Here is a 24318-nt window from a genome sequence, read left to right on the forward strand (position 1 = left end):
GCAACTCCAATGAACGACGCGATCACCTCAAGCAACACGATCGATTTTCTGGAGACGGCGGCGAACTGCAGCCTGTTTCATCGCATCAGTTCGCATATGACGGCCGAGCTTCGCCAGAGCGGCCACGACCAGCCGGAGGGTTCACTCTCTGCGGAGGAGCTGCAGCAGGCCCATGTCATCTTCGCCATCCGTGATCTCTCGGTACTGGGCATGATCGTGGTCAGTCATGCTGCAGAAGCCGGACTTGCCAGGCTCTATCGCCTCTGGATTGTTCCTTCGGCACGGCGCTCAGGCATGGGACGGGCATTGATGATGCGGGCGGAACAATTCGTGGCGGGAAAGGGTGCCCGGACCATCGAGTTCGACACCGGCCAGGATCTCGTCTCCGCGGTTGCCCTCTACCGAAGCTTGGATTACAAGGAAGAGCCTTTTCTGGAGCGCAGCCCAAGGAGCCTCCTGTTCCGGAAGTCCTTGGCCAAGAGTTGATTTCGAATCTGGGCAACCGACAAATTCACCATGAATGACGAAAAGAAGATCGATCGCGTGCAGACAGGCGTACGCATCGAAAAGCGGATCTTGAAAGTACTCAAGAGCCTCGCCGAGACCATGGACATCTCATTGGGTGATCTGATTGAAGGGATCGCCTTGCATGCCTTTGAGAACAAGAAACCCTTTTCGACGAAGACGCTGCAGCACATCCAGAAGCTGCGAGAGGTCTACGGGCTGGACCTGACCGCCGAGGACAGCCACAGGTTGAAGGAATGACTGTGTCGCCAATGCAGCATTTCAACCAGCTATTGACGTAAGGAGAAGCAGATGGGTGCGTGGGCTGCAAGAGTCTTCGACGATGACACCGCTTTGGATTTCCTCGAGGAACAGCTCATTCCGCGGGCCGACCCGCGAGCAGTGATGCGAGCAGCATTCGAACGCGCGCTTGCCGTGGACTACGTGGACTATGACGATGGCCAGGCAGTGCTCGCTTGCGCGGCAGTCATCCTGTCGGCAAGGAACGGGCAGCCCTTGGACGATGACGAAACCGGAGCGCGGATAGCCTGGCGCGAAGGCCTGGCCTCACTCGACTTCTCCTCCCTGGCCGAGCTTGGTTCGAAGGCATGCTTGCGCGTCTGCGGCGAGTCCAGCGAACTGAGAGAGCTCTGGGAAGAAGACGCCGATTTGCTTTCCGCCTGGATCGGCCATGTCGAGTCGTTGGCCAGAGATATGAAACACAGCCGTTCCGGCCAGTGACCTGCAAGGACGCGAGATATCGCCTTCGACGGCGACGTCAGTGGGTCGATTCCACGCATGGCTAGACATGCCCAGTGCCACCCATGGCATCGTGCTCTTTGGCGACTCCATCTCGCCGGACGCGCCAGCATCCGGCGAGATGGGTCATGACCCATCTGTCCTATGGTTCATCACCATCTTTCAGTACCGTGGCATAAGCCTCATTCATGTAATCAAGCAGATCCGCACGAAGTGCCTGCAGCGTCTTTTGTGCGTCCGACTGGAAGGCTAGTGCGGCACGTTGAAAGTCGGACCACGGGAGGGTTGTCACCAGCGTGGTATCCAATACCGTGCTGACCGCCTTGCCGATGTTGAGTGGGGTCAAACCCCTTGGCATGAACGCGATGGGTTGGATGGACCGGCTTCACGCGCTCATGACGCCAGTCCATGGCCTGCTTCGACCGCGCGGCAGCGTGGCTGCCGTGCATTGCTTGAGGAAGTCATCGTCCGCGCAAGCGACGTTCTCCACTGTCATCGCGCCACTGTGCCGCCATCGACTGACGGCACTTTCGGTGACGCCCAACAGCGCGGCCAAGACGCTGAGCTTATAGACGCCACGTGCGTGCATGGCTTCCCCCAGCCGATTCCCCCGCACGTTGTCCATGGAACGATCGGCTCCTGGATATCAGATGCACCAAAAGTCTACGAAGCCATCGCCAAGGTTCCCGGCAATGACTCGATGAAATTGATCCCCGTGCATCGCCCGTGGGTGGAAGGAGGGCGAGGCGAAACGAACTTGCGAACGCATTGACGCGTGTACCGAGAAACCATGGCGCGCACCTCTGCCATCAAGTGATATGAAGGCGGTTTATGCGTCCACTGATTCGTATCGCGGAACCGTTCAAGAATTCGCAGAAAGCACCAAACTGCGCCATCCGTCAAAAGAAGTAGCGATGCGTTGTGCAGGGGGGATGAAGCTTCACCATGAATTTGGCGGCGGGCATTTCTGCGCATTTCTGCATACCGGGGCTCACGGCATGGCGCGCAATCGCATGGCCTTACTGGCGCGCCATGACTTCTGGCAGGGCTGTATCCGTCGCCCCAGTGCGTCACCATGATGTTATAACATAACATTTGATGGCCTCATTGATGGGCATGGATGTCGTCAAGCAACGGCCAATCGGGACGTATCCGTGCATGCTCGTCTGATCGAAATCTTCCTGGCGTCCCTCGTGCTTGGGGCGACGTCCTTGTTCTCCCGCATCGTAGTCTGGATGCCTGGCGGCGTGCGGACTCGCTGGCTGCCATGGCTGCAGGCCATGGCCGTGGGATTGCTGATCGGCGACAGCCTTCTGCATCTCTTGCCGCACGCGTTGGGGTCACATGACGACCTGAGCGAGATCATGCTCGCTTTCATGATTGGCGCGACATTTCTCGCCTTGGTCGAGAACGTGGTGCGTGCCCGGGGCCTCAGCGCAAGCGTGATCGCGCCGGCCGCGCGGATGACGCTCGCCAGCGATTTTATTCACCATTGCGTCGATGGGATCATCCTGGCCGGCGCTTTTTTGGCGAGTCCTGCGGCCGGATATGCGGCGCTTGCCGCTATTGCGATCCACGAGATTCCCCGTGAGATGGCGAGCGCCGGCGTGCTTGTTTCCAATGGCTATGATCCGCGGCGCGCCTTCATTCTGTCGCTCGCCATGGCCATCGCCGTGCCTGCCGGGGCGCTCGCCGTGGCAGCGACGTTGCCATCGGAGAGAGCAGCAGCGTTGACAGCGGCGTTCGCCGCCGGCTCCATCCTGTATGTCGCATTGGCGGACATCCTCCCCGCGGCGTGGCTCAAGGCAACCGGAAGTGCGCGGTTGGCGCCCGCCATCGGCATTGCCGCTGGCGTGGTGTCCATGTGGCTGTTGGCCCGGGGCGAACGGGCATGACGGCCAAGCGTTTGGTACGGACGGCCGGCAGGCGTTGCGCCACGGGTTCGATGATGAGCTGCGCAGCCTGGCACAAGCGACTGCGCCTGATTTTCCTCGGGCTGGTGTTGGCAAGCCTGTCGCAGGAAGTCACTGCCGATGGCCAGGTGCGAGAATCGGATGGCGTCAAAGACCGAAATGCACTTTGGAAGAAGCTGGGTCAAGTCTGCGCGCCTGCAGCGGCCTCCCGTGTCCACCCGCCATCGCCTTGCATCGTAGTTCCAGGCGATGGAACTCATGGTGGCTACGCGATCCTGAAGGATCAGAAGGGGCGCTATCAGTACCTGGTGATACCGCTTGACCGCATCAGCGGCGTGGAAGATCCGGCATTGCAGAAGGACCGCGTGCCCAACTATTTCGCGCGCGCCTGGGACGCGAAGCGATATGTGGAGGCGGCGTTGCACGGACCTCGTCCGCGTGACCAGCTGATGCTCGCGGTGAATTCCCGCTACGGACGATCACAGGATCAGCTCCACATCCATATCGACTGTGTGCGGACCGATGTGCACGAGGTTCTGGAACGCTTGCTTCCCACCATCGGCATCCAGTGGCAGAAGCTGGCTCAGCCGCTGCCTCCCATGGGGCATGCCTATGACGCCCGATGGGTGGGCGGCGAATCGCTATCGGTTGATCCGTTCAAGTCCTTGGCGGCCGCACTCCCTGCAGGAGACGCCATGGGTCGTCATGGCCTCGCCGTGGTCGGAGCGCGAGCGCCGGACGGCCGTCCAGGATTCATCCTGCTCAGCATCAAGGCGTCGCTCGACCAGGGCAACCGCGGCAGTGCCGAGGAATTGGAAGATCACCAATGCGCGATCGCAGGCGAACCACATCGCACCGATACCGCCATTTCGTTTCCCACGAGGCATCACGAGTCCCCACATGAAACTGTCTCAAACAAAGAAGCCATTCTGCTGGGTCCACCTTAAGCCACGAAGCGTTCGGTCAACGACGCTCAAGCTGATCTGTGCATGCATGGGCTTGGGGCTCTGTTCGTTGTCGATCGTTGCCGCAAAGCCCGTTCCGCGCGCTCCCGAGCCTGACTTCCAGATCGTTGAAAGCGTGCCGGAGGGGACGTTCTATGGTGAACCGGGCGTGCCGCGCACGCAGGCCATATGGCTGCAGATGATCCGCTCGGCCCACAAGAGCATCGACGTGGCCGCGTTTTACATCGCGGACAAGCCGGGCGGCGGGGCACTTTCGCCCGTATTGAACGCACTTGCCGAGCGCGCTGCGGCAGGTGTCGCCGTGCGGGTGCTGGTGGATCACACGTTCCTGAAGAGTAACCAGGAGGGCGTGGATCGCCTGCGTCAAGTACCTGGCATCACGATCCGCGTTCTTCCCGTGGACGAATTGACGGGTGGGGTGCTGCACGCCAAATACATGGTGATCGACGAGGAGGCGGTGTTCATTGGCAGCCAGAACTGGGACTGGCGAGCACTTGAACAGATCCACGAGATAGGCGCGCGTATTCGCAATGAGCGCTTCGCAAAAACGGTGGAAGCGTCCTTTGAATTCGACTGGCAATTGGCCGGCCATCCGGATTTGCCCAAGGCTGCCGAGGCGGCCCAGGTTTCGCCCGGCTTCACGCCCGCGACCGAAGACAATCCGGTCGTTCTCCAGGATGGCAACTCTTCACTGATCACGGCTTTCCCTGCTTTCAGTCCGCCGTCACTCATGCCGGCATGGGTCAGCAGCGAAGAGGGGGCATTGATCCATATGATCAACGCAAGCCAGCACGTCATGCGCATACAGGTCATGACACTGTCGGCGATCAGACATTTTGGCGCCAAAGGCTGGTGGTCTGATCTGGACACAGCCATTCGCGACGCAGCCGCCCGGGGCGTGGATGTCCGGATCATCGTCGGCGACTGGTCGCTCAGCGAACCTACGCAGTCCTACCTGAAGAGTCTTGCGTCGTTACCCAATATCACGGTGAAGTTCAGCCGTGTTCCTCCATCGCCAAGTGGATTCATCCCGTACGCGAGAGTGGAGCACGCCAAATATGCCGTCGCAGACGACGACAAATCGTTCGTCGGCACGGGCAACTGGGAGTGGAGCTATTTCCACAACACCGTGGACGTGTCGGTTCGCCTGAACGGGAAATCGGCCGCCAGCACCTTGGCATCGATCTTTGATCGCGACTGGAGTGGGGGCTACGTCACGACGCTGGTCCCCGGCGAGAGCTATCAGGCGCCGCGAACACATTGAAGATCGGCTGCCGATGGGCCTGGTTCACCTGCGTGCGCGCGCAACGTGCCTGCTGGCGACCTCGATTGCCGGTGCATGCCTGATCTAAGACTGCAACTTTCGTTGAGTAACCTGTCCGGCCATCGCAGCGTCCTCACGATGACGGCGCAGCGACGCGACCCGACGCTGATGACCTGTCCGGGCGCAACTCCGCGGTCCGGTTGACTTATACGAAGAAGACAGTCGAAAAATGATCCTGATGAAACGCTATCCATCGCTGCGCAAGGTCTTGCGCGTGACACTCTTTGGCCTTGCCACGCTCGTTTGCGCAGTTCCCGCGATGGCCGCCGATCATGCGGCGGACGTCGATCCCCTGATCGGCGAGGACTGGTTCGGCGAAGTGTTTGTCGGCGCGACCACGCCGTTCGGCATGGTGAAGCCAGGTCCCGATGTCCACGACTTCGGCGCCCGCAAGGGTTTCCAGAGCGAAGGCGACATCCGCGGCTTCAGCCATCTGCATCTGAGCGGTGGCGGCGGCAAGTACGACAACATCCGCGTCGCGCCGGTCATGGGGGCTCTTGATCCCAAGGACATCCATTCGCCACGCAGCGGCGAGCAGGCGAGCGCCGGCTATTACGCGGTGAACCTGGATCGCTACGGGGTGAAAGCCGAGCTGACTGCAACGCGTCGCGTGGGCATGCATCGCTATACGTTCGCGCAGGCCGGCGACGCACACATCACGCTGGACCTGGATCTGCTGGTCAAAGGGACGGGCGAGGAAACGCAGCGCTTCCTCGGCGGCGAGATGTCGGTCGTCTCACCAAATGAGATCGTCGGCGTGGGTCGCTACATCGGCGGCTGGAACGAAGGCGGCGAGTACGACGTGTATGTCGACCTGATCACCGATACGCCTTCGCAAGGCGCACAGACGTGGCTGGGCGACACCTTGAGCGCCACGCCCAAAGCCAGCACCGGAAGCGACCGGCCGCTGGGCGCGTCGTTGGACTATCGCGTTACGCCAGGGCAGGCGATCCAGGCGAAGGTGGGCATTTCCTTTGTGAGTGCAGGGCAGGCGCATCGCAACGCGACCGAAGAGGTGCGCGACTGGCGCTTCGACGACGTGCGCAACGCTGCCGTGGCGCAGTGGAACAAGGCGCTGGGCCGCATCGAGATCAGCGGCGCGACACCGTCGCAGCGTCGCCAGTTCTATACCGCGCTGTACCACACCATGATGATGCCGTCGGACCACACCGGCGAGAATCCGAAGTGGTCCTCGAAGGAGCCGTACTACGACGACTTCCAGGCGATCTGGGACACCTTCCGCAGCGATGCGCCCCTGCTGATCCTGATCGCGCCGGATCGCCAGCGCGACATCCTGCGCTCGCTGATCGACACCTATCGTCATGCCGGTTACATGCCCGATGCGCGCGTGGGCAACGACAACGGCCGCACGCAGGGCGGCAGCAATGCCGACGTGCTGGTGGCCGATGCCTACGTCAAGGGGCTTGGCGGCATCGACTACGCCACGGCGCTGAAGGCGATGGTGAAGGATGCGCAGGTGCCGCCCGCCAATGCACGCAAGGAAGGGCGCGGCGGCCTGGTGTCGTACAACAAGCTCGGTTACATCGCGCAGACGACCGAACGCGCCGGCTCGCGCACCGTCGAATACGCCTATGACGATTTCGGCATCGCCGAAGTGGCCTGCGGACTCGGCCATGCGAAGGAAGCCGAGCTGTACAAGTCCCATGCCGGCAACTGGGCGAACCTGTGGGATGCCTCGTGGCAACAGGAGGGCATCACCGGTTTCCTTCGTCCACGCAACGCGGATGGAAGCTGGGCGCCGCAATACCTGGTGCGCCGCGGCACCTGGCCGGATTTCTACTACGAAGGCGACTTGTGGACGTACTCGCTCTACGCGCCGCAGGACGTCCGCAAGTTGGTGCAGCTGTCCGGCGGCAACGAAGCCTTCGTCAAGCGACTGGATGCCCTGTTCGACGGCCTGCATTTCGACATCACCAACGAGCCAGGTTTCCTGATACCCGATCTCTATCTGTGGGCCGGACGCCCGGACCGCACGGCGGATCGCTTGCTGACCTATTTGCACAAGGCGTTCAAGGATACGCGTGACGGCATTCCGGGCAATGACGATTCCGGTGCGATGTCCAGCTGGTACGCGTTCCAGTCGATGGGCTTCTATCCGAACGCAGGGCAGGACGTGTACCTGATCGGCACGCCGTCGTATCCGCGCGTGGACATCGACCTCGGTGGCGGCCACACCTTCACCATCGTCGCGGACAACCTCGACGGGAACAGCGTCAATCGCTACATCCAGTCGGCCACGCTCAATGGCCAGCCGCTGGACAACGCGTGGTTCCGCCACGGCCAGATCGCCAAGGGCGGCACGCTGAAGCTGGTCATGGGGCCGACACCTTCACGCTGGGGCACCGCAACACCGCCGCCGTCCCTGTCCGATCCCGGCTTTGCGCTCTGCACGGCCAAGCGTTGATTCCCTGCATCGCGCCGGCGAACCCGGCGCGGTCTCTCCACGATTTCAGGATGTCCGACATGCTTCTCCGTCATTCCATTTCATGGTCGCTGTTTGCACTGACCGCCGTGGCGCTGGTGTCGCCGGCTGCGGCCGACGATGCGCTGCGCATCAACCAGATCCAGGTCATCGGCACGCACAACAGCTATCACATGGGCTTCGCGCCCAGCGCCACGCGGCTGATGCAATCGGAAGCGCCGCAGGCGCTCGCCGCCATCGACTACAGCCATCCGGCGCTCACTCGCCAGCTGGACGACGGCGTGCGACAGATCGAGCTGGACGTGTTTGCCGACCCTAAAGGCGGCAAGTACGCGCATCCGTCGATCTCGCACATGATCGACCTGGCCGGCCTGCCGGATGATCCGCCGATGGCGCCGCCGGGCGTGTTCGATCAACCCGGTTTCAAGGTGATGCACATCCAGGACATCGATCAGCGCAGCACCTGCCAGCCGTTCGCCGCCTGCCTCACGGAAGTGCGGACGTGGTCAAAGGCGCATCCGGGTCACGTACCGATCTTTATCCTGATCGAAACGAAAGAAGGCGCCTTGCAGGCAAAGATTCCCAGCGTGACGCCGGATCCGTTCACGCCGGCGGTGTTTGATGCACTGGATAAGGAGATCGCTTCCGTCTTCGCTGCCGACGAGATCATCACGCCCGACCAGGTGCGCGGCGGCCACGCCACATTGGACGAGGCCGTGCGCGAAGGCGGCTGGCCGACACTGACCAAGGCACGCGGCAAGGTGGTGTTCCTGCTCGACCAGCGCAAGGCGGAGTCTATCTATCTCGAAGGACATCCGGTGCTGAAGGACCGAATGATCTTCACCAACGCCACGCCGGGCGCGCCGGACGCAGCCTTCACCGAATGCAACGAGTGCACCGCAGCGCAGATCAACGAACTGGTGCATCGCGGCTACCTGGTACGCACGCGTTCGGACGACCCGGAACAAGGGCAGGGCAAGCGCAACGACGGCACCCGCCGCGATGCCATCATCAACAGCGGCGCGCAGATGATCAGCACCGACTATCCCGCCGGTGAACCATCGGAGCACGGCTATCAGGTTGGTTTGCCCGATGGCGTCGCTGCACGGTGCAACCCCGTGCTCGTGCCGGATGCCTGCAAGGGCAAGACGCTGGAGAAGCTGGCGAAGCATTGACTGTGAGGTGGCCCGCTGCCGATCGGGCGGGCCATTGCATGGCAGCGCTGCGCTTGCGACTGGAGGAAGTTATTGCGGTATCAGGTCACCCACCGGGCAGTTCAGCTTTATCCCCGCGAGCCAGGGCGCTCATGGCAAGCCTCCAGGCCCATGTGACTTGCGGCACTACTGGCTTATCAGGCGGCCGATGCAACCTGTAGGTGATGCTGGGCGTCACGGACTGAACAAACGGGTGATCAGTGCGCGCAATCCTTCGACGAGTGGCCCTTATTTCTGCAAGTGCGGCCTTGGCGCTCGTTGTGATCGCAGGCGGGTTCGCTCTTGCGTTGCACTTCAATTTCCATCGCGCTGCGCCAGACGCTAGTTATCCGACAGCGGCGTCGCCACTGGAGGCGCAGCAGCAAGATGTCGACTATTTCGCCAAAGTGGTAGCGCGCGATCGTGCTTTTTCACCTGCCGACCGCCAAAAGGCGGAAGCACGCATCGCCGCCCTGCGGGCCCTGCCAAGTGCGCTGCCGTCAGCCAAGTTGCACGTGGCGCTAATGCAAGTGATGGCGCTGGCCGACAATGGTCATTCCCGAATAGATGCAACGTCCGATCAGGGCACGCTGCTCGTTCCGCTAAGGGTGACGCGCTTTGCGGAAGGTTTCTACGTAACTCGGGCGGCGGCTGCCTATCGCGACATGCTCGGCGGCCGCGTAGTGAGTATCGACGGTCATCCGATCGATCAGATCTTGCTTCAACTGGACACGCTTCGCGGCGGCGTGGAGCCATTTCGCCAGGAAAACGATGCGGCATACATCAGCGTGCAGGATTTGCTTTACGGTTTGGGCGTCGCTGCCACCGCCACGGCTTCGACCTGGACTGTCGTGCTGCCCGACGGTCGAACGGTGACGCGTCCGCTGGATGCTTATTCGAAGCGCAAGGACGACAGCATGCCTCTGGAAGGACCCTGGCTGTCGCCCGAGTTGAGCAAGGGCGCCGAGCAAGGCTGGAGCGCATACCATCCGCAATCCGCCGAGCTGCCGCAAACGTGGCGGGATCTCGATAACCCTTACCGGATATTCCCCGCCGCGGGCAGCTGTGCCCAGGTTGTGCAACTGCAGAGTATCGGGGACGTCGGCAGCCACCGGATTGCGCCGTTTCTCAACGCGGCGGAAACAACGCTTCGCGCAAACCCGCCTTGCGCCGTGATACTCGACCTGCGCGGCGATGGTGGTGGCGATTACACCAACACCTGGCACTTCGCGCATGCACTACCCAACTTGATCGCGCGAGACGGCCGCATTTTCGTGCTCACCAATTCGCAGACGTTTTCCGCTGCGATCACGACGGCTGCATTCGTCAAAGACGCTGGCGGCGACCGGGTCACCATCATTGGCGAACCCGTCGGCGATCGCTTGTCCTTTTTCTCCGAGGGCAGTAAAGCCTGCTTGCCCAATCTCAAGGTATGCGTCTACGCGCAGACGGCGAAACACGACTACCAGCAGCCCTGCGAGAACTGGCGCGTATGCTTTTGGCTCAACTGGTTCTATCCAGTCAGAGTGAAGACTCTGCAGCCGGATATCGTCGTGCCGCTCAGATTTGAAGACTGGAACATGGGCAAGGACGCAGCCTTCGAGACGGCACGTCAGCTAGCTTTGCGTCCAGCCCGCAAGATGTAAGTTCGCGACCAGAACTCTCGCGTGGCCAAAAGGCGTGCAAAAATGTGCACTCTGACCCCCGATTTTGCACCCGCGCCGCCTCTCATTGAGGATGCCTCTGAATCCCCTCTGATAACTTCATAAATCCCAGTCGTTCCGCGCGTTAGGATCTTTCCATCGAATGCGAGGCATGTTGCAGCGGGCCTTCTGACCGCGACTCCCGTGTCATCGCTTATCGGCGGAAACGCTCTGATTGAAGTACGCGGAGGATTTTGTATGACCGTCTGGGACAGCGCGCAGCGCCTGCGCGATGAGAGGCTACGTGCAGGGGCGACGTACGCGCAGGGCAAGCGGGTTGCAAAAGCAGACGCCACGGCCTTGCTCGAGGCGGTTATTCGGCCCGGCGATCGGGTGTGCCTTGAGGGCGACAACCAGAAGCAGGCCGACCTGCTGGCGAGCGCGCTGGCTGCGGTCGACAAAGACAGAATCCATGACCTGCATATGGTGCAATCGGGCGTGGTGCTTCCCGAACACCTGGATCTTTTCGAGCTCGGTATCGCCAAGCGCCTCGACTATGCCTATTCGGGACCGCAGTCCCAGCGCATCGCCAAATTGCTTTTTGCCGGCAAGATCGAGCTTGGTGCGATACACACGTATCTGGAGCTTTTCGCACGTTATTACGTCGACCTCACGCCCCAGGTGGCATTGATCGCGGCGGTCAGTGCCGACCGCGAAGGTAATCTCTATACGGGGCCCAACACCGAGGACACCCCGGCCATCGTTGAAGCGACCGCGTTCAAGGACGGCATCGTCATTGCGCAGGTCAATGAGATTGTCGACAAGCTGCCCCGTGTCGATATCCCGGGCGACTGGGTGAATTTCGTCATCGAAAGCGGCAAGCCGTTCTACGTCGAGCCGCTGTTCACGCGCGATCCCGGCGCCATCACTGAAACACAGATCCTTACCGCGATGCTCGCCATCAAGGGCATTTACGCGCCCTATGGCGTGCAGCGCCTCAACCACGGCATTGGCTTCAACACGGCCGCCATCGAGCTGTTGCTGCCCACCTACGGCGAACGCCTGGGCCTGAAAGGGAAGGTGGCGAGCCACTGGGCGCTCAATCCGCACCCCACCTTGATCCCCGCGATCGAATCGGGCTGGGTGCGGCAAATCCACAGCTTTGGCTCGGAAGTGGGTATGGATGGCTATATCCAGGCGCGGCTCGACGTGTTCTTCACGGGCCCTGATGGCTCCCTGCGCTCCAATCGCGCCATGAGCCAGACCGCCGGCTTGTATGCCTGCGACATGTTCATCGGTTCCACGCTGCAGATCGACTTGCATGGCAATTCCTCCACGGTCACCGCTGACCGTGTGGCGGGCTTTGGCGGCGCTCCCAACATGGGTAGCGACGCACGCGGCCGGCGTCATCCCAGCCAGCCCTGGTTGCAGGCGGGCAAGGAAGCCGATCCCGATAGTCCTGCTCCGTTGCGTCGTGGTCGAAAGCTGGTCGTGCAGATTGGCGAGACCTTTGGCGAGAAGAACGCCCCCATGTTCGTGGAGCAACTGGACGCCTTGAAACTGGCTGCAAAGCTCGACCTGGAACTGGCGCCCGTCATGGTCTATGGCGACGACGTGACCCACATCGTCACCGAGGAAGGTATTGCAAACCTTCTGCTGTGCCGAAGCAATGATGAGCGGGAGCACGCCATTCGCGGCGTCGCGGGCTATACCGACGTAGGGCGCGCGCGCGACAAGAAGCTGGTGCAGCAGTTGAGGGAGCGCGGCGTGATCCGGCGCCCGGAAGATCTGGGCATTGATCCCCTGGACGCCGATCGCCGCTTGCTGGCTGCACGCTCCATCAAGGACCTGGTGCAATGGTCCGGCCATCTGTACGCACCGCCGTCCAAATTCCGAAATTGGTGAGGAGACCCATCGTGGAAACACTCAACTACCGCAACAAGGCGCAGCAGCGCGCAAAGGGCACAAGGCGACAGGCCATCGTCGGCGTGGTGGCCTCCGGAAATCTGGAGGTGCTGGTCGAACGCATACTTCCCGATGGGGAGTGTGAAGTGGACATTCGCACGGCAGCAGAAGGTTTCGGCGACGTGTGGCAGGCCGTGATTTCCGACTTCGTCGAACGCCGCTCGCCGGGAGGGCTGAAGCTCTCGGTCAACGACGGTGGCGCGCGACCCGACACGGTCGCTCTTCGACTGGCGCAGGCGGTCAGCGCCCTGGAAGGAGATCACACATGAGCACGCTTGCCCTGGACAATACGAAACTCGGACTCCAGTCCTTTGTATCAACCGATAGCTGGTACGAGGCCTCAGCCAGACAGCGTGTAGAAGGTCTTCTCGACGCGAACAGCTTCGTGGAATTCATCGGCCCGGAGATGCGCGAGACAAGTCCGCACCTGGCGCTGTTCAACCTGCCCGAGCAGTTTGACGACGGCATGATCGTAGGGCACGGCCGGATCGATGGCGCGCCCGTGTTCGTTGCCGCGCAGGAAGGCCGTTTCATGGGCGGCGCGTTTGGCGAAGTACACGGCGCCAAACTGACAGGACTGCTGCGTGCCGCCCGCGACATCGCCTCGGTGCCGGTGCTTATGCTGTTCGACACCGGTGGTGTGCGCCTGCAGGAAGCGAATGCCGGTGAACTGGCGATTGCCGAGATCATGCGCGCCTTGATGGAAGCGCGCTTCGCCGGTGTGCCCGTGGTGGGATTGGTGGGTGGTCGTGCAGGATGCTACGGCGGTGGCGGATTGATTGCAGGCTGCTGTTCGGCCCTGGCGGTGTCGGAACAGGGACGCATCAGCGTTTCCGGGCCGGAAGTCATTGAGACCAATCGTGGCGTAGAGGAATTCGACTCCAGGGATCGCGCCCTGGTATGGCGCACCATGGGCGGCAAACATCGGCGCCTGATCGGCGGTGCGGACGTGTTTGCCGACGACACCATCGACAGCTTCCGGGATGCCGCCCGCTATCTCATCGAGCTTGTGTCGGCGCCGACGCTGGCCACGCTGGAGGCGGAGCAGGCTCGCCTTGCACAGCGTATCGGCGACTTTGGCGCTTGCGCCGATGCGCTCGACATCTGGCGCTTATTGGGCGCGAGCGAGCCGGAAAACATTCCCGCCATGTCCTACGAGGCATTCGTTGCGCTGGCCGATCGACTTCAGGAGCTTCGTCATGACGCTCGATAAGATTCTTGCATCGCTGTTTCCTGGTGGCCACGACGTCGTCCGTGAGGGCGGCCTGATATCCGGGCGGGGCCGTCTCCCGGAGGGTGGTTCGATCGCCGTGATCGGCGTCGAAGGTCAAACGCCTGTCGGCGTGGAAGAGGCCGCCAGGCTTGCCAGTGACGTCATCGAAGTCATCAAGTCAGGTGGCAACGAGCCCATCCTGGTGTTGATCGACAGCGGCAGCCAGCGCATGAGCAAGCGCGACGAGCTGCTGGGCATCAATGAGTTCCTGGCGCATCTGGCGAAGTGCCTGATACTCGCCGACAGGCTGGGGCACCCCACGGTCGGCCTGCTTTATGGCCATACAGCCGCGGGGGCGTTCATCGCCACGGCGCTGGCAACACGCACGCTGCTGGCGCTGCCTGGTGCGGAGCCGGCGGTGATGGATCTTCCTTCCATGTCGCGCGTGACCAAATTGTCCATCGACGTGCTTGAGGAGAAGGCCAGGTCCACGCCGGTCTTTGCGCCTGGTCTGGACAACCTGTTTCAGACGGGCGCTGTGGCTGTCACGCTGGACCCGGCCAGTTCGCTCGCCGATCAACTGCAGGCGCAACTGTCCCGTCCGGCCGAGCGCGAAGACAACCGCGACCAACTTGGTGCACAACGCAACGGTCGCCCCAAGGCTGCCGATATCGCGAGGCGTGTCCATGAACTTGCACGCGCCTCAGTCTGATCCGCTGCTGCAGCGACACCGGCTGGTTCACGTCAGTTCCGCTGCGTGGAACGCGTTGCTGGCGTCACGTAGCGACTTGGCGAATGAGCCGTTGCTGCCCGGTTGGGTAGCTCGCGGCTGGCCACTCATCGTGCGTCGCCCCGCGCCTGGCGACAGTGACGGGATGCCGCTTGGCTTGCCGCTGCCGCCTTCGGCAGGCAAGCGACGCATAGCCATACAGATGGCCGCTGACGATATGGTTGCCACGACCCCGCTGCCCACACTGGCCGAATGCGTCGATACGGCTCCAGCTGCGTGGCAACCGAGCCTGCGGCAACTGGCAACTCACGCAGGGGCCTATGGCGTGGAGGCTCGTGTGTTCGGCAGCCTGGCATGGCAGCGGCTGACAGGGCTGACCTATCTGAGCCCGGGCTCCGATCTCGATATCGTTTGGACGCTTCCAGATTGCAATCGGATCAGCTGGTTTCTTTCGGACCTGGCTGATATCGATTCGCACGCTCCGGTACGAATCGATGGTGAACTTCTGCGTGCCGATGGCGCCGGCGTGAACTGGCGCGAACTGCACTCCGGCGTGCCTGAGCTGATCCTCAAGAGGGCTGCTGACGTGATCCTGTGTCGGCGTGAATCGTTCATCGGAATCGCATCATGAATGCTTGCATGTCCGCCGCGTCAAATGCCCTGCTGGCCGACCGCCTGCCTGTTCAATCATTCCAGGAGCGCGTGGCGGCATGGGCCGAGCGCAGTTTGATACTGGAAATCGAGACGTGGCCCAAGCCTGGCCTGGTGAGTCATGTCGATACGGGGAGCCATGTGGATATGGACGCCGACACCTTCAGGCGGAGCGCATCGGCTCTGCGGCCTTACTTTGCCGCCTTGACCGAAGCGGGCATGCACAATGCCTCCATGACAACACTACGCAAGATTGGTTTGCGCGCCGAACGCGTCATGCTCTCTGCCACCGGTGGCGTGAACACRCACCGCGGCGCGATCTTTGGCGTCGGCTTGCTCTGCGCGGCGGCAGGCTTGCGCGAAGCCGGCCTTGTCGATGCGGGTGAAGCCTTGGGCACCGTGGTGAAGCGTCGATGGGGCAGGGAGATCCTTGCCGGTCCGAGACTCCCCGATAGCCATGGCGAAATGGCCGGCGCGCGCTATGGTGCCGGCGGTGCTCGCCAGGAAGCAGCGCAAGGTTTCCCCAGCATCTATGAAGTTGGACTGCCTGCACTGCACGATGCGCAACGCCTTGCGCCGGGCCATCTCGAAGCGGCGCGCGTACAGGCGTGCTTTGCCCTGATTGCCGCCATCGAAGACACCAACCTGTTGCATCGCGGCGGCGCGGAGGGTCTGCGTTTTGCGCAGCAAGCAGCGCAAACGTTTCTCGACAAAGGCGGCGTCGGCGATCCGGCGTGGCAGGGACGTGCCGAACGCATTCATCGCGCGTTTGTCCGGCGCCGACTCAGTCCGGGTGGTGCGGCAGACCTACTCGCCATGAGCGTCTTCGCCATGGCACTGGAACAGCTGCCATCGCATCGCTCTGCCGCTGAGATGAGGTAAAGCATGGCACTGGCCATTCTTTGTTCCGGGCAGGGCGGTCAACACGCCGGCATGTTCGACCTGACAGGCGACGCACCTCAAGCCGCTTCATTGTTTTCGCATGTCTCGGCGCAGCTCGGCAGCGATCCCCTCACCCTGGTAAAGCAAGCCGACCAGGAGACACTCCACCTCAATCGGACGGCACAACTGCTATGCGCGCTCCAGGCGCTATGCGCAGCAGCGCTGCTCGATAGCGCACTTCCGGGCCAGCGCTGCGTGGCCGGCTACAGTGTGGGCGAAGTCGCCGCCTGGGGCGTGGCGGGATTGACAGGAGCCGTCGACACGCTCGACCTCATCGACACACGGGCTCGCCTGATGGATGCCCAAAGCCATGGCGATGAAGGCATGCTCTTTATTCGTGGATTGGATCGGGCGAGCGTCGATCAATTATGCGCAGGTCGCGAAGCAGCCATTGCGATTTGCAATCCCGCCAACGCCTGGGTACTCGCCGGTAAAAAGGACGCACTGGACCTCATCGCGCACGAATCCACCCAACATGGCGCCTTACGGGTTTCGTCGATTCCCGTGAACGTGCCTTCCCATACCTATCTGCTTGCCAACGCTTCTGTCGCTTTTGACCGCGCGCTGGCAGACGTCCATCTTCAAACCGCACGCCAACCGAAGGTTCGTCTCTTCAGCGGCATCGATGGCGATCCCGTGCTGGATGCCGGCACCGATATCCACAAGCTTGCTTTGCAGATATCGCATCCCATCCAATGGGAAAAATGCCTGGCGGGTTGCGTGGAGGCGGGCGCCACCGTCTTTCTGGAACTGGGTCCCGGTCGCGCCCTCGCCGATATGGCCGCAGGCGCCTATCCCGGGATTCCCGCGCGAAGCCTTGACGATTTTCGTTCGGTAGGCGGCGCACTCGATTGGTTGAAGCGAGTCATGGGATCGGCGTGAGCTCCATGCCTTTGCCTGATTTGTTCGACACGCGGCAACGGGGAGGCTCGATAGCCTCCCGCGCCGTACGACCTCGAAAGCAGGCCGCGACCATCAATGCTTGCGCGGAAGATTCAACGCGCGGATCACGTCTTCCCTGAGCAGATACACCGATACGACCAGCAGCACGAGGTCCTTCAACAGGAAGGCTGCGTTCATCGCCATCGCGGGAAAACCGCCGGCACCAGCGTCCCAGCCATCGGGTACGAACGGCAGAATCGTCAGGGTGGAGATGAAAGTGGCGATGGAGCCGAGCGCGCCCAACACACCCAGCCTCTTGTTCCAGAAGCCCAACAGCAGCAGCGAACCGAACGTCCATTCGGCAGTGCCAAGGAGGATGGCGGTGCCGTGGATGCCCAGCACCGGGATCGTCCAGAAGATCAGAGGCCCGTGCATGATCAGCGGTGCCAGGGCCGTGATCTCGGACTGGAACCATTTGTCGTAGCCGAACCAGGCGAAGATGACGACCATCGCAGCACGAAGCAGGTGGTAATCGAGGTCTTTCTTCAACAGGCCGGATTTGGCAAGAAGCTGGAGGAGGGCGTTCATGGCTTTTCCTTCGTGAGATGGGTTGGCAGAAGTCGCGTGGTGTGCATCGGGCCACCAGGGCGGCGTCACATCCGCTCGGGTTGATCTGTGCGACGGACCTACTTTACGAAGGACTGATGAGACGATTAATATCGAATCGTCTTGATTATATGCTCAAACGTATCAAAGGAGATGGGCCATGTCTCCACCGCTCGATTGGTTGAGCCGATTGCTGGAAGTGACGCCGGTGCACGGGCAGCTCGATTTGCGCTGCCAATACGGAGCGCCCTGGCGTATTGATCAGGCGGCTTTTGCAAGCGGGGAGATGGCCTACCACATCGTCCTGAGTGGCTCAGCATCCTTGGTCGATCCCGATGGAGGGAAGCCCGAAGTTCTGCAAGCTGGCGACATCCTGCTGTTGGCCCATGGTGAAGCGCATAGCTTGCACGACGGCAGCGGAGCTCGTGCCAAGCCCGCAAAGACTCGCGTTGCTGCCAACCTCGTGTTCAGTCACAACGCAGGCAGAGGCGATCGGCTGGATATGCTGTGCGGACGCTTTGTGCTGTCGCCCCCGCATGCGCGTCTCCTGCGCCGCTATCTTCCGGCGCGCCTCATCGCGCGCACCGGCGTTGCCGCGGCAATATCGGACGGCGAGGAAAGCGGCGCAGCGCTACACAGCCTCATGGCGCTCATGCAAGCCGAGAGTGGTGCTGATTTCCTGGGTGGACGCGCGATGCTCGACGCCTTGTCGACTGCCTTGTTTGCCCTGACTCTGCGGTTTGCCAGTGCGTCGGGCGAAGCGCCCGCCGGGCTGCTGGCATTGGCGGGGTATCCGCGGCTTGCTCCGGCACTGGATGCGATGTTCCACAACCCCGGACATCCGTGGACGCTTCCGCTGCTCGCGCAGAAGTGCAATATGTCGCGGGCGACGTTCGTCCGTCTGTTCCAGGAAAAACTCGGCATGTCGGCCAGCGACTTGCTGACGGATATTCGCATGACACTATCGGCGAACGAACTGCGAACGACGAACGCCTCCACCGGCGCCATTGCTGAAGCCATCGGTTATCAGTCCGAAGCCGCCTTCCAGCGAGCCTTCAAGCTGCACATGGGCGTGACCCCGGCACGCTGGCGAAAGCAGGCGGGAGTCGACGAAGGCGTTGGCTAGTTAGTTGTTGCGTGGTGAACACAAGAGCGCGGGACGATGATGCGAGGACGCGCGCGTGATCGGGCCACGGCGCATCGTGCGGTGCGCTGCCGTCCTCGTTCCATCATCGATCTCAATGACACACAAGGACAGGCACTTCCGTACTCAGAAGCAGTTTGTTGGTTTCGCTACCCAGTAAAGGGCGATCCATCCCCGAGCGGCCATGGGAACCCATCACGATGAGGTCACACCTTTGCTCGCGAGCGATACGGTCGATGGCTTCATGCGGGCGATGCGCGTATTCGAACCAGGATCGCCAACCACCATTCGATCCGACGATCTATTTGCGCTCGCGTGGCGTGAGCGTCAGCGAGACTTCGCTATACGCGAGCCCGTTGAACTCCGGTCCGGAGTTGATGCGAACAGCTGGGCGACTGTCTGCCGACTGCCTGGTCACATTGCATCTCCAGGGAGCGCGATGAAGGCACAAACGATAACGATGCGCATGCGCGGCATCGAAACAGGTAGCCGGTGTATCGTCGGCACTCCGCTTTCATGTAGTGCAGAACAATGCCTACTCCCCATGTTTGGCGACATCTCGCGTTCCCGCACACTCGGCACGACAAGGGCGAATCTCCCTCTGCCTCACTAAGTCGAGTCGTCACCCTTTGCATCCTGCTCGCTTTGCTGCCAGCACTTGCGATGGCCGGACCATCAGCCACGTCCACCGCCACCGCGATCTTGGCGACCCAGGCACCTCCTGTCGCCCTGTGCGTGAGCTGTCACGGCGATCGCGGGGCCGGTTCCGATGCAGTGGGTGCGCCTCGCCTGGCCGGTATGAATGCGGACTACCTCGCGCACGCCCTGTCGATGTTCAAGGACGGGACTCGAACCAGCGTCGTCATGCAACCGGTAGCACAAAGGCTCTCCGAGGACGACATGCACGCGCTTGCAACGTATTTTTCAGGGCAACATCCACCGCTTGCGCAGGCACAGCATATTCCCTCGGCGGAGATGATTTCGGCTGGCAGGCGGCTTGCCGAAAGCGGGGGCACGCATGGCGTTCCCTCTTGTTTTAGTTGCCACGGCCCATCCGGGCAAGGTAACGGCGCGCGCTTTCCGTCCATTGCGGGCCAGCCAAAGACATTCTTGATCGCACGGATTCACGAATTCCAGGCAAGGGCCCGAGCCGCACCGCCCAAGCCGGGATCGATGACCGAGGTTGCATCAAAAATGGACGATGCGCAGATCGAAGCGTCTGCTGCTTTCTTCTCTGTAACCATGCCCTGACCATCGTTTGCTCAGAGAACGCTTGGCCAGACATGGATCAAGCCGATACGTTCTCCACAACGGCACTTTGCCATGTCGCCGATGCTCGAATCCCTCGTCCGGGCCTGATCATCGGGTTTGGCCAGGGCAATGGCGTGCGCGGTGGCGACTTCGCCATCCAATGCAGCATGGATCAACCGGCACACCGGACTCTGCGTAAAACTACGGTTTTCTGCAGCGCGTCTTTGCGGGACGATGAGCTGCTGCTGCGGTATGGGTACGTGGAGAATCGGTGATCTTCACCCCGGTGATCGTCATCAGGATTCAGGTGTCGCGTCACCCAGCATGCGATGGATAGCCGGAACTTTCACTCTCAGTCACGGAGTCATCCTATGAAAGGTCGACGCCTCGTTCAGACATCCTTGGTGTTATGCGCGCTAACCCTCTGCCAGATCGTCAGTGCCGCCAACCTGGAATGCACCATGCGGTTCAACCTATCCGGCTGGTCGGTGATCTACAAGCACACGAGCGGAACCGGCGTGGTTACCTGCACGAACGGTCAGACCATGAAGGTCAAGATCGAAAGCCATGGCGGCGGACTGACGGCCGGCAAATCGCGCATTGATAACGGCATCGGCAATTTCAGCGATATCACCAAGATTGGCGATGTGCTCGGCACCTATGCACAGGCGGATGCCAGCGCAGGCGCCGTGAAATCCGGCACGGCACAGGTGCTCACCAAGGGCCAGGTCTCGCTTGCGCTATCTGGCGCAGGCCAAGGTATCGACCTCGGCGTGAGCATAGGTGGCATGACGATTTCGGAAGACAAGTAGCGCTGAAGCCTTTGTCGAAATGATGGGTCCCAAGACCATCGCCCAGGTCTGCTTCTGGCCCAACGCAGAGCTCGACGATTCCCGGGGAAGGGAAGGGAGTGCAGGGCTGCGCGGATCAGGGCAAGTTATCGCGGCGGGACCTTGATCCATTCGCCGGGCTCCGTCCACGAGCCCGACTGAACAGGGGGCGGAGCTGGTCAACTCTGGGGGCGTGGTTTGCCAGCTCCGCGCCGTTCGCGTTTTCCCGCGTTGGTCAGCACCAGTTAGATTCCCTGCCTCGAGTGCGTATCAAGGTGTTTGCGGGGGCGAGTGCGGCAATCGCAGTGCTGCCCGAAGCTCAGCGCACGCCGCCTGGTAGTCCGCCTGCCAGTCGGCTTGCTGCAGCAACTGCGCACCGATCACGGTACCGGCCAGGCGCCCGGCTTCCACGTCGCTTGGAAAATGCACGCCCATCACTACGCGATGCTGCGCGTAGAGGTCGGCCCGAGCGAATATTTCCGCGCGCTTTTCCGGCACCATGTTGGCAAGCAAGATCGCCGTCGTATAGCCGAAGGTGGCGTGTCCGCTCGGGTAGCTCCAATCGTCCGGCTTTTCCTTGGACAGCGGGTGCACCTGGTCGGACGTCACCGGGGGACGGGGCCGTCGCCAGTAAAGCTTGGCATCCTTCACCTCGGCCTTGTCGAAGTCGGCGACGCGTTCAAAGAATGCGGCCGTCTTCGGCAATGTCGCCGCTTGCATGGCCGGGCCAAGCGTGTCGGCAAAACGGAAAACGGAGCGTTCCATATCCGCTTTCGCTGCCGACTGTTCGTCGGTCGTTCGCGACCGTTGTACGGCGAGCACGGCCTGCAGATCCTGCCTGGCCGCAGCCGAACCTGCTGCCGGGGGAGGCGGCAGCAGGTTCGGCAGTTCGATAGAAGCACGATTCGGGCTGACGCCATCGGCCAGTGCGGGCTGGCCGATCAGCAACATCAACGACAAGAGCGCAAGGCGTTTCATCAGAACAGGTCAGCCGAAATGGTGAAGTTGAAGTTGCGTGCCGGAATGGTCCAGTACAGCGGCGTACTATCCGCCTGCGTGACGCCAGCCAGCGCGTTGATGTGGGTGTTGTTGAACAGATTGTTGAGCTGCACGCCGATCTTGATGTCCTTCACATCGCTGATGTGGGGGTCGAACTTGTAGCTGGCGGCAAAGTTGGTGATCGCATAGCCGCCGATCGGCGTGTCATCTTCAGCATTGGCCGTGTAATAGGTCTTGCCGACGAACTTGTCGAACAGCGATGCGTAGAAGGGACCATCGCTGTAGATGAAGCCCAGTGCGGCGGTCTTGTGCGGCGTGTTCGCGTTCCACTGGTTGTCCGTGGTCTGGATCGCACGGTTGAGCGAGCCGTTGGCGTAGACGCTGAAGCCGGCGCCGAGCATGTAGGTGCCTTCCAGCTCCAGGCCTTTGTAGTGCACGCCGCCGCCGTTGTAGAACTCGGTGACGCCGCCGACCTTCTGGCTCTGGACGAAGTTGTTGAAGTCGATCTTGTACACATCACCCGATACCGTCAGGCGATCGTCGGTCCAGGTGGTGCCGAGCTGGATATTGGTGGTCTTTTCCGGTGCCACGGCGCTATCGGAAACCGCCGGATTGGGCACGTACAGCAGGTTGAGGTTGGGCGCCAGGTAACCCTTGGCCCACTGCGCATAAGCCGTCCAGTTGGAGCTGAAGTTGTAGTGGAAAGAGGCAGAAGGCAGGGTGGCATTCCACTTCTTGGAATAGTCGAGCGGCGTTTCCGTCTTCTGGTTGACCGTTGCGTTCAGATCGCGCTCGAAGTTGTTGTACTTCACGCCGCCAATGACATACGCATTGTCGGTGATGTTCCACTGGTACTCGACGAACGGCTGGATCGTGATCAGCGTGTCGGTCATGCGCCGATCCGCCGACGCCAGCGCCAGCGAGGACGCGCCGGGCGCGATCACCGGATTGAGCTGGTTGATCGTGTCATCGAACTCATACAGCCAGCGGATGTCGTCCTGGTGGTCGTACCACACGCCGGCGCGCAATTCGCCAGGGCCCAGTTCCTTGCCCACGCGGAAGATGTCGCCCCACGAGCGGTTCGTGTTGCGCATGTGCTGGCCAGGCACGTCGGTGGCGCTATAGAACGTGCCGTTCGGCGTTTCACCGTTCGGATCCAGGCCGTTGAAACCGAAATGGTTGTAGCCGTACGTGTAGACCTTGTTGTCGATCGTCCAGCCATCGAACGCCGAGTGCAGGCCGATGTAACCGAAGTTGGTGTTGATCTCGTCCTTGTTGTAACGGTAGTAGGCCTGGCTGGTCGGATCGTCGTTCAGCGCATAGTTGTTGCCGTGCTCCGCGATCTGTGCCTTGGTGGCGCCGAACGGCACGTACTGGTTCAGCTCGTTGTCCATGGCGACGAAGGTCAGCGTGGTGTTCTCGCCCAAGGGCTGGACCACCTTGGCGAACACGGTCTGGCGGCGCTGGCCGGCAAAGGTGAGGTAGCCATCGGACGAGCTGTTCTGCAGGTTGATCACCGCGCTGGTGCCGCTGCTGGTGAAGGCGCCGGTATTGATCGTTGCGCCTTCGATCGCCGTTTCCCAGCTGCCCAGGCTGATGTACGGGTTGATGCCGAACTGCTGCTGCGGATTGAGCGAGTCCACCGAAATGGTGCCGCCGAAGGTGGCGTTGCCAAGCGTGCCGGCGGTGCCCGGGCCGCGATCCACCGTCACCGAGTTGGTTTGCTGGTTGGTGAAGTACGAGGTGGAGTGGTGCGTGAAGTCGTTGGAGTCCATCCACGGAATGCCATCGAACGTCACGTTGTACTGGCCGTCCTGGAAGCCGCGGATGGAGACGACCGGCGCCTCCATCAGGCCCGAACCGTTCGGCGTCACGGTGTACACGCTCGGCGAGATCTGCGCGATGTCGGTGTAGTCGCCGGTCGGCGGCACATTTTCCTGGATGTAGACGCGGCCGATGGTCGACTGCGGCTCGGTGGCCACCATGGAGGCTTGCGACGGGGCGATCGTGGTCACCGTGTCGGTGCCGGTCACCTGTACGGCATCGAGGCTCTTGGCCTGTTGCGGGGTGGCGCTGGTGTCGGCGGTGGCGTTGTCGCCAGCCCATGCGGGGGAGGCGATCGCGGCGGCCAGGCAAAGAGCAAGCGTGGTGCGGGGGCGCCCGAATAGCGCCGAAAGATGCCGTGTCATGGTGTGCCCGTTGTTGATTTTGGGAAGAGGCGACGTGGGGCGACACCGTAATGACGGCAAATGACAATTTGGCAACAAAATGATTATTCGATAATTCGCCAAATAATCGTATTTATTTTCGCTAAGATAATCATAAGATTTGTGAAAGTGATTTTGTAAGGTAAAGCTAAGA

At 61.6% G+C, this 24318-nt stretch carries 26 protein-coding genes; 21 read left to right on the plus strand and 5 right to left on the minus strand.

Annotation, left to right across the window (positions count from 1 at the left end):
• The first annotated feature begins 9 nt into the window (after positions 1 to 9).
• The 3 genes from AC1DE1_RS17715 to AC1DE1_RS17725 are packed head-to-tail and all read left to right on the plus strand — an operon-like array spanning position 10 to position 1245.
• Complete coding sequence (locus tag AC1DE1_RS17715) at positions 10 to 486, plus strand: GNAT family N-acetyltransferase (RefSeq protein ID WP_477177109.1); 477 nt, start codon at positions 10 to 12, stop codon at positions 484 to 486.
• 30 nt (positions 487 to 516) lie between these two features.
• Positions 517 to 765: a hypothetical protein gene (locus AC1DE1_RS17720; RefSeq protein WP_441603904.1), complete on the plus strand. Its 249-nt coding sequence runs from the start codon at positions 517 to 519 to the stop codon at positions 763 to 765.
• A gap of 51 nt (positions 766 to 816) precedes the next feature.
• Positions 817 to 1245 carry a DUF4259 domain-containing protein gene (locus tag AC1DE1_RS17725; RefSeq protein WP_477177108.1) on the plus strand — a complete coding sequence of 143 codons (429 nt, stop codon included), beginning with the start codon at positions 817 to 819 and terminating at the stop codon, positions 1243 to 1245.
• A gap of 160 nt (positions 1246 to 1405) precedes the next feature.
• Here the strand turns inward: AC1DE1_RS17725 and AC1DE1_RS17730 are convergent, their stop codons facing one another.
• Positions 1406 to 1609, minus strand: a complete 204-nt coding sequence (locus AC1DE1_RS17730; RefSeq protein WP_477177107.1) for a hypothetical protein — start codon at positions 1607 to 1609, stop codon at positions 1406 to 1408.
• A 472-nt stretch (positions 1610 to 2081) separates the two neighbouring features.
• Between AC1DE1_RS17730 and AC1DE1_RS17735 the strand changes: the two genes are divergently transcribed.
• The 14 genes from AC1DE1_RS17735 (at position 2082) to AC1DE1_RS17800 (ending at position 17127) form a co-directional block, all read left to right on the plus strand.
• Entirely contained in the window at positions 2082 to 2342 is a 261-nt protein-coding gene (locus AC1DE1_RS17735; RefSeq protein ID WP_477177105.1) for a hypothetical protein, read from the plus strand.
• A gap of 75 nt (positions 2343 to 2417) precedes the next feature.
• A complete protein-coding gene (locus tag AC1DE1_RS17740; protein WP_441603901.1) occupies positions 2418 to 3158 on the plus strand; it encodes a ZIP family metal transporter in 741 nt (246 codons plus the stop codon).
• On the plus strand, positions 3155 to 4123 hold the full coding sequence (locus AC1DE1_RS17745; protein WP_477179206.1) for a CDP-diacylglycerol diphosphatase: 969 nt from the start codon (positions 3155 to 3157) through the stop codon (positions 4121 to 4123). The genes AC1DE1_RS17740 and AC1DE1_RS17745 overlap by 4 nt, the downstream gene beginning before the upstream one ends.
• Positions 4077 to 5405 carry a phospholipase D-like domain-containing protein gene (locus tag AC1DE1_RS17750; protein ID WP_477179207.1) on the plus strand — a complete coding sequence of 443 codons (1329 nt, stop codon included), beginning with the start codon at positions 4077 to 4079 and terminating at the stop codon, positions 5403 to 5405. The genes AC1DE1_RS17745 and AC1DE1_RS17750 overlap by 47 nt, the downstream gene beginning before the upstream one ends.
• Positions 5406 to 5643: 238 nt before the next feature.
• Complete coding sequence (locus AC1DE1_RS17755; RefSeq protein WP_477179208.1) at positions 5644 to 7890, plus strand: GH92 family glycosyl hydrolase; 2247 nt, start codon at positions 5644 to 5646, stop codon at positions 7888 to 7890.
• 59 nt (positions 7891 to 7949) lie between these two features.
• Positions 7950 to 9083, plus strand: coding sequence for a phosphatidylinositol-specific phospholipase C1-like protein (locus tag AC1DE1_RS17760; RefSeq protein ID WP_477179209.1), 1134 nt, complete (start codon positions 7950 to 7952; stop codon positions 9081 to 9083).
• A gap of 287 nt (positions 9084 to 9370) precedes the next feature.
• Entirely contained in the window at positions 9371 to 10747 is a 1377-nt protein-coding gene (locus AC1DE1_RS17765; RefSeq protein ID WP_477179210.1) for a S41 family peptidase, read from the plus strand.
• Positions 10748 to 11002: 255 nt separating this feature from the next.
• The gene (gene mdcA, locus AC1DE1_RS17770; protein ID WP_477179211.1) at positions 11003 to 12649 is read left to right on the plus strand and encodes a malonate decarboxylase subunit alpha; all 1647 of its coding nucleotides are present in this window, start codon (positions 11003 to 11005) and stop codon (positions 12647 to 12649) included.
• Positions 12650 to 12660: 11 nt separating this feature from the next.
• Positions 12661 to 12978 carry a malonate decarboxylase acyl carrier protein gene (mdcC, locus tag AC1DE1_RS17775; RefSeq protein WP_441603894.1) on the plus strand — a complete coding sequence of 106 codons (318 nt, stop codon included), beginning with the start codon at positions 12661 to 12663 and terminating at the stop codon, positions 12976 to 12978.
• Entirely contained in the window at positions 12975 to 13922 is a 948-nt protein-coding gene (locus AC1DE1_RS17780; protein ID WP_477179212.1) for a biotin-independent malonate decarboxylase subunit beta, read from the plus strand. Before mdcC ends, AC1DE1_RS17780 begins: the two co-directional genes overlap by 4 nt.
• A complete protein-coding gene (gene mdcE, locus AC1DE1_RS17785; protein ID WP_477179213.1) occupies positions 13909 to 14634 on the plus strand; it encodes a biotin-independent malonate decarboxylase subunit gamma in 726 nt (241 codons plus the stop codon). The genes AC1DE1_RS17780 and mdcE overlap by 14 nt, the downstream gene beginning before the upstream one ends.
• Positions 14609 to 15283 carry a malonate decarboxylase holo-[acyl-carrier-protein] synthase gene (gene mdcG / locus AC1DE1_RS17790; RefSeq protein ID WP_477179214.1) on the plus strand — a complete coding sequence of 225 codons (675 nt, stop codon included), beginning with the start codon at positions 14609 to 14611 and terminating at the stop codon, positions 15281 to 15283. The genes mdcE and mdcG overlap by 26 nt, the downstream gene beginning before the upstream one ends.
• An 8-nt stretch (positions 15284 to 15291) precedes the next feature.
• Positions 15292 to 16185: a triphosphoribosyl-dephospho-CoA synthase MdcB gene (mdcB, locus tag AC1DE1_RS17795; RefSeq protein WP_477179215.1), complete on the plus strand. Its 894-nt coding sequence runs from the start codon at positions 15292 to 15294 to the stop codon at positions 16183 to 16185.
• Between the two features lie 3 nt (positions 16186 to 16188).
• Positions 16189 to 17127, plus strand: coding sequence for an acyltransferase domain-containing protein (locus tag AC1DE1_RS17800; RefSeq protein WP_477179216.1), 939 nt, complete (start codon positions 16189 to 16191; stop codon positions 17125 to 17127).
• Positions 17128 to 17220: 93 nt separating this feature from the next.
• Here the strand turns inward: AC1DE1_RS17800 and AC1DE1_RS17805 are convergent, their stop codons facing one another.
• Positions 17221 to 17715 (minus strand): DUF417 family protein, encoded by a 495-nt coding sequence (locus AC1DE1_RS17805; RefSeq protein ID WP_477179217.1) that lies wholly within the window; start codon positions 17713 to 17715, stop codon positions 17221 to 17223.
• 178 nt (positions 17716 to 17893) lie between these two features.
• Between AC1DE1_RS17805 and AC1DE1_RS17810 the strand changes: the two genes are divergently transcribed.
• Positions 17894 to 18859: an AraC family transcriptional regulator gene (locus AC1DE1_RS17810; protein WP_477179218.1), complete on the plus strand. Its 966-nt coding sequence runs from the start codon at positions 17894 to 17896 to the stop codon at positions 18857 to 18859.
• A 112-nt stretch (positions 18860 to 18971) separates the two neighbouring features.
• On the opposite strand, the gene AC1DE1_RS17815 is transcribed toward AC1DE1_RS17810, so the two are convergent.
• Complete coding sequence (locus AC1DE1_RS17815) at positions 18972 to 19178, minus strand: universal stress protein (protein ID WP_477179231.1); 207 nt, start codon at positions 19176 to 19178, stop codon at positions 18972 to 18974.
• A 362-nt stretch (positions 19179 to 19540) separates the two neighbouring features.
• Between AC1DE1_RS17815 and AC1DE1_RS17820 the strand changes: the two genes are divergently transcribed.
• From AC1DE1_RS17820 to AC1DE1_RS17830, 3 genes are all read left to right on the plus strand, one after another.
• On the plus strand, positions 19541 to 20128 hold the full coding sequence (locus AC1DE1_RS17820) for a c-type cytochrome (protein WP_477179219.1): 588 nt from the start codon (positions 19541 to 19543) through the stop codon (positions 20126 to 20128).
• 32 nt (positions 20129 to 20160) lie between these two features.
• On the plus strand, positions 20161 to 20403 hold the full coding sequence (locus AC1DE1_RS17825; RefSeq protein WP_477179220.1) for a hypothetical protein: 243 nt from the start codon (positions 20161 to 20163) through the stop codon (positions 20401 to 20403).
• 96 nt (positions 20404 to 20499) lie between these two features.
• Entirely contained in the window at positions 20500 to 20940 is a 441-nt protein-coding gene (locus AC1DE1_RS17830) for a hypothetical protein (RefSeq protein ID WP_441603885.1), read from the plus strand.
• 288 nt (positions 20941 to 21228) lie between these two features.
• On the opposite strand, the gene AC1DE1_RS17835 is transcribed toward AC1DE1_RS17830, so the two are convergent.
• Positions 21229 to 21936, minus strand: coding sequence for an acid phosphatase (locus AC1DE1_RS17835; RefSeq protein ID WP_477179221.1), 708 nt, complete (start codon positions 21934 to 21936; stop codon positions 21229 to 21231).
• Positions 21936 to 24146, minus strand: a complete 2211-nt coding sequence (locus AC1DE1_RS17840; protein ID WP_477179222.1) for a TonB-dependent receptor — start codon at positions 24144 to 24146, stop codon at positions 21936 to 21938. The genes AC1DE1_RS17835 and AC1DE1_RS17840 overlap by 1 nt, the downstream gene beginning before the upstream one ends.
• Between the last annotated feature and the right edge of the window lie 172 nt (positions 24147 to 24318).

The sequence above is a fragment of the Dyella sp. 05T440 genome (assembly GCF_056395965.1).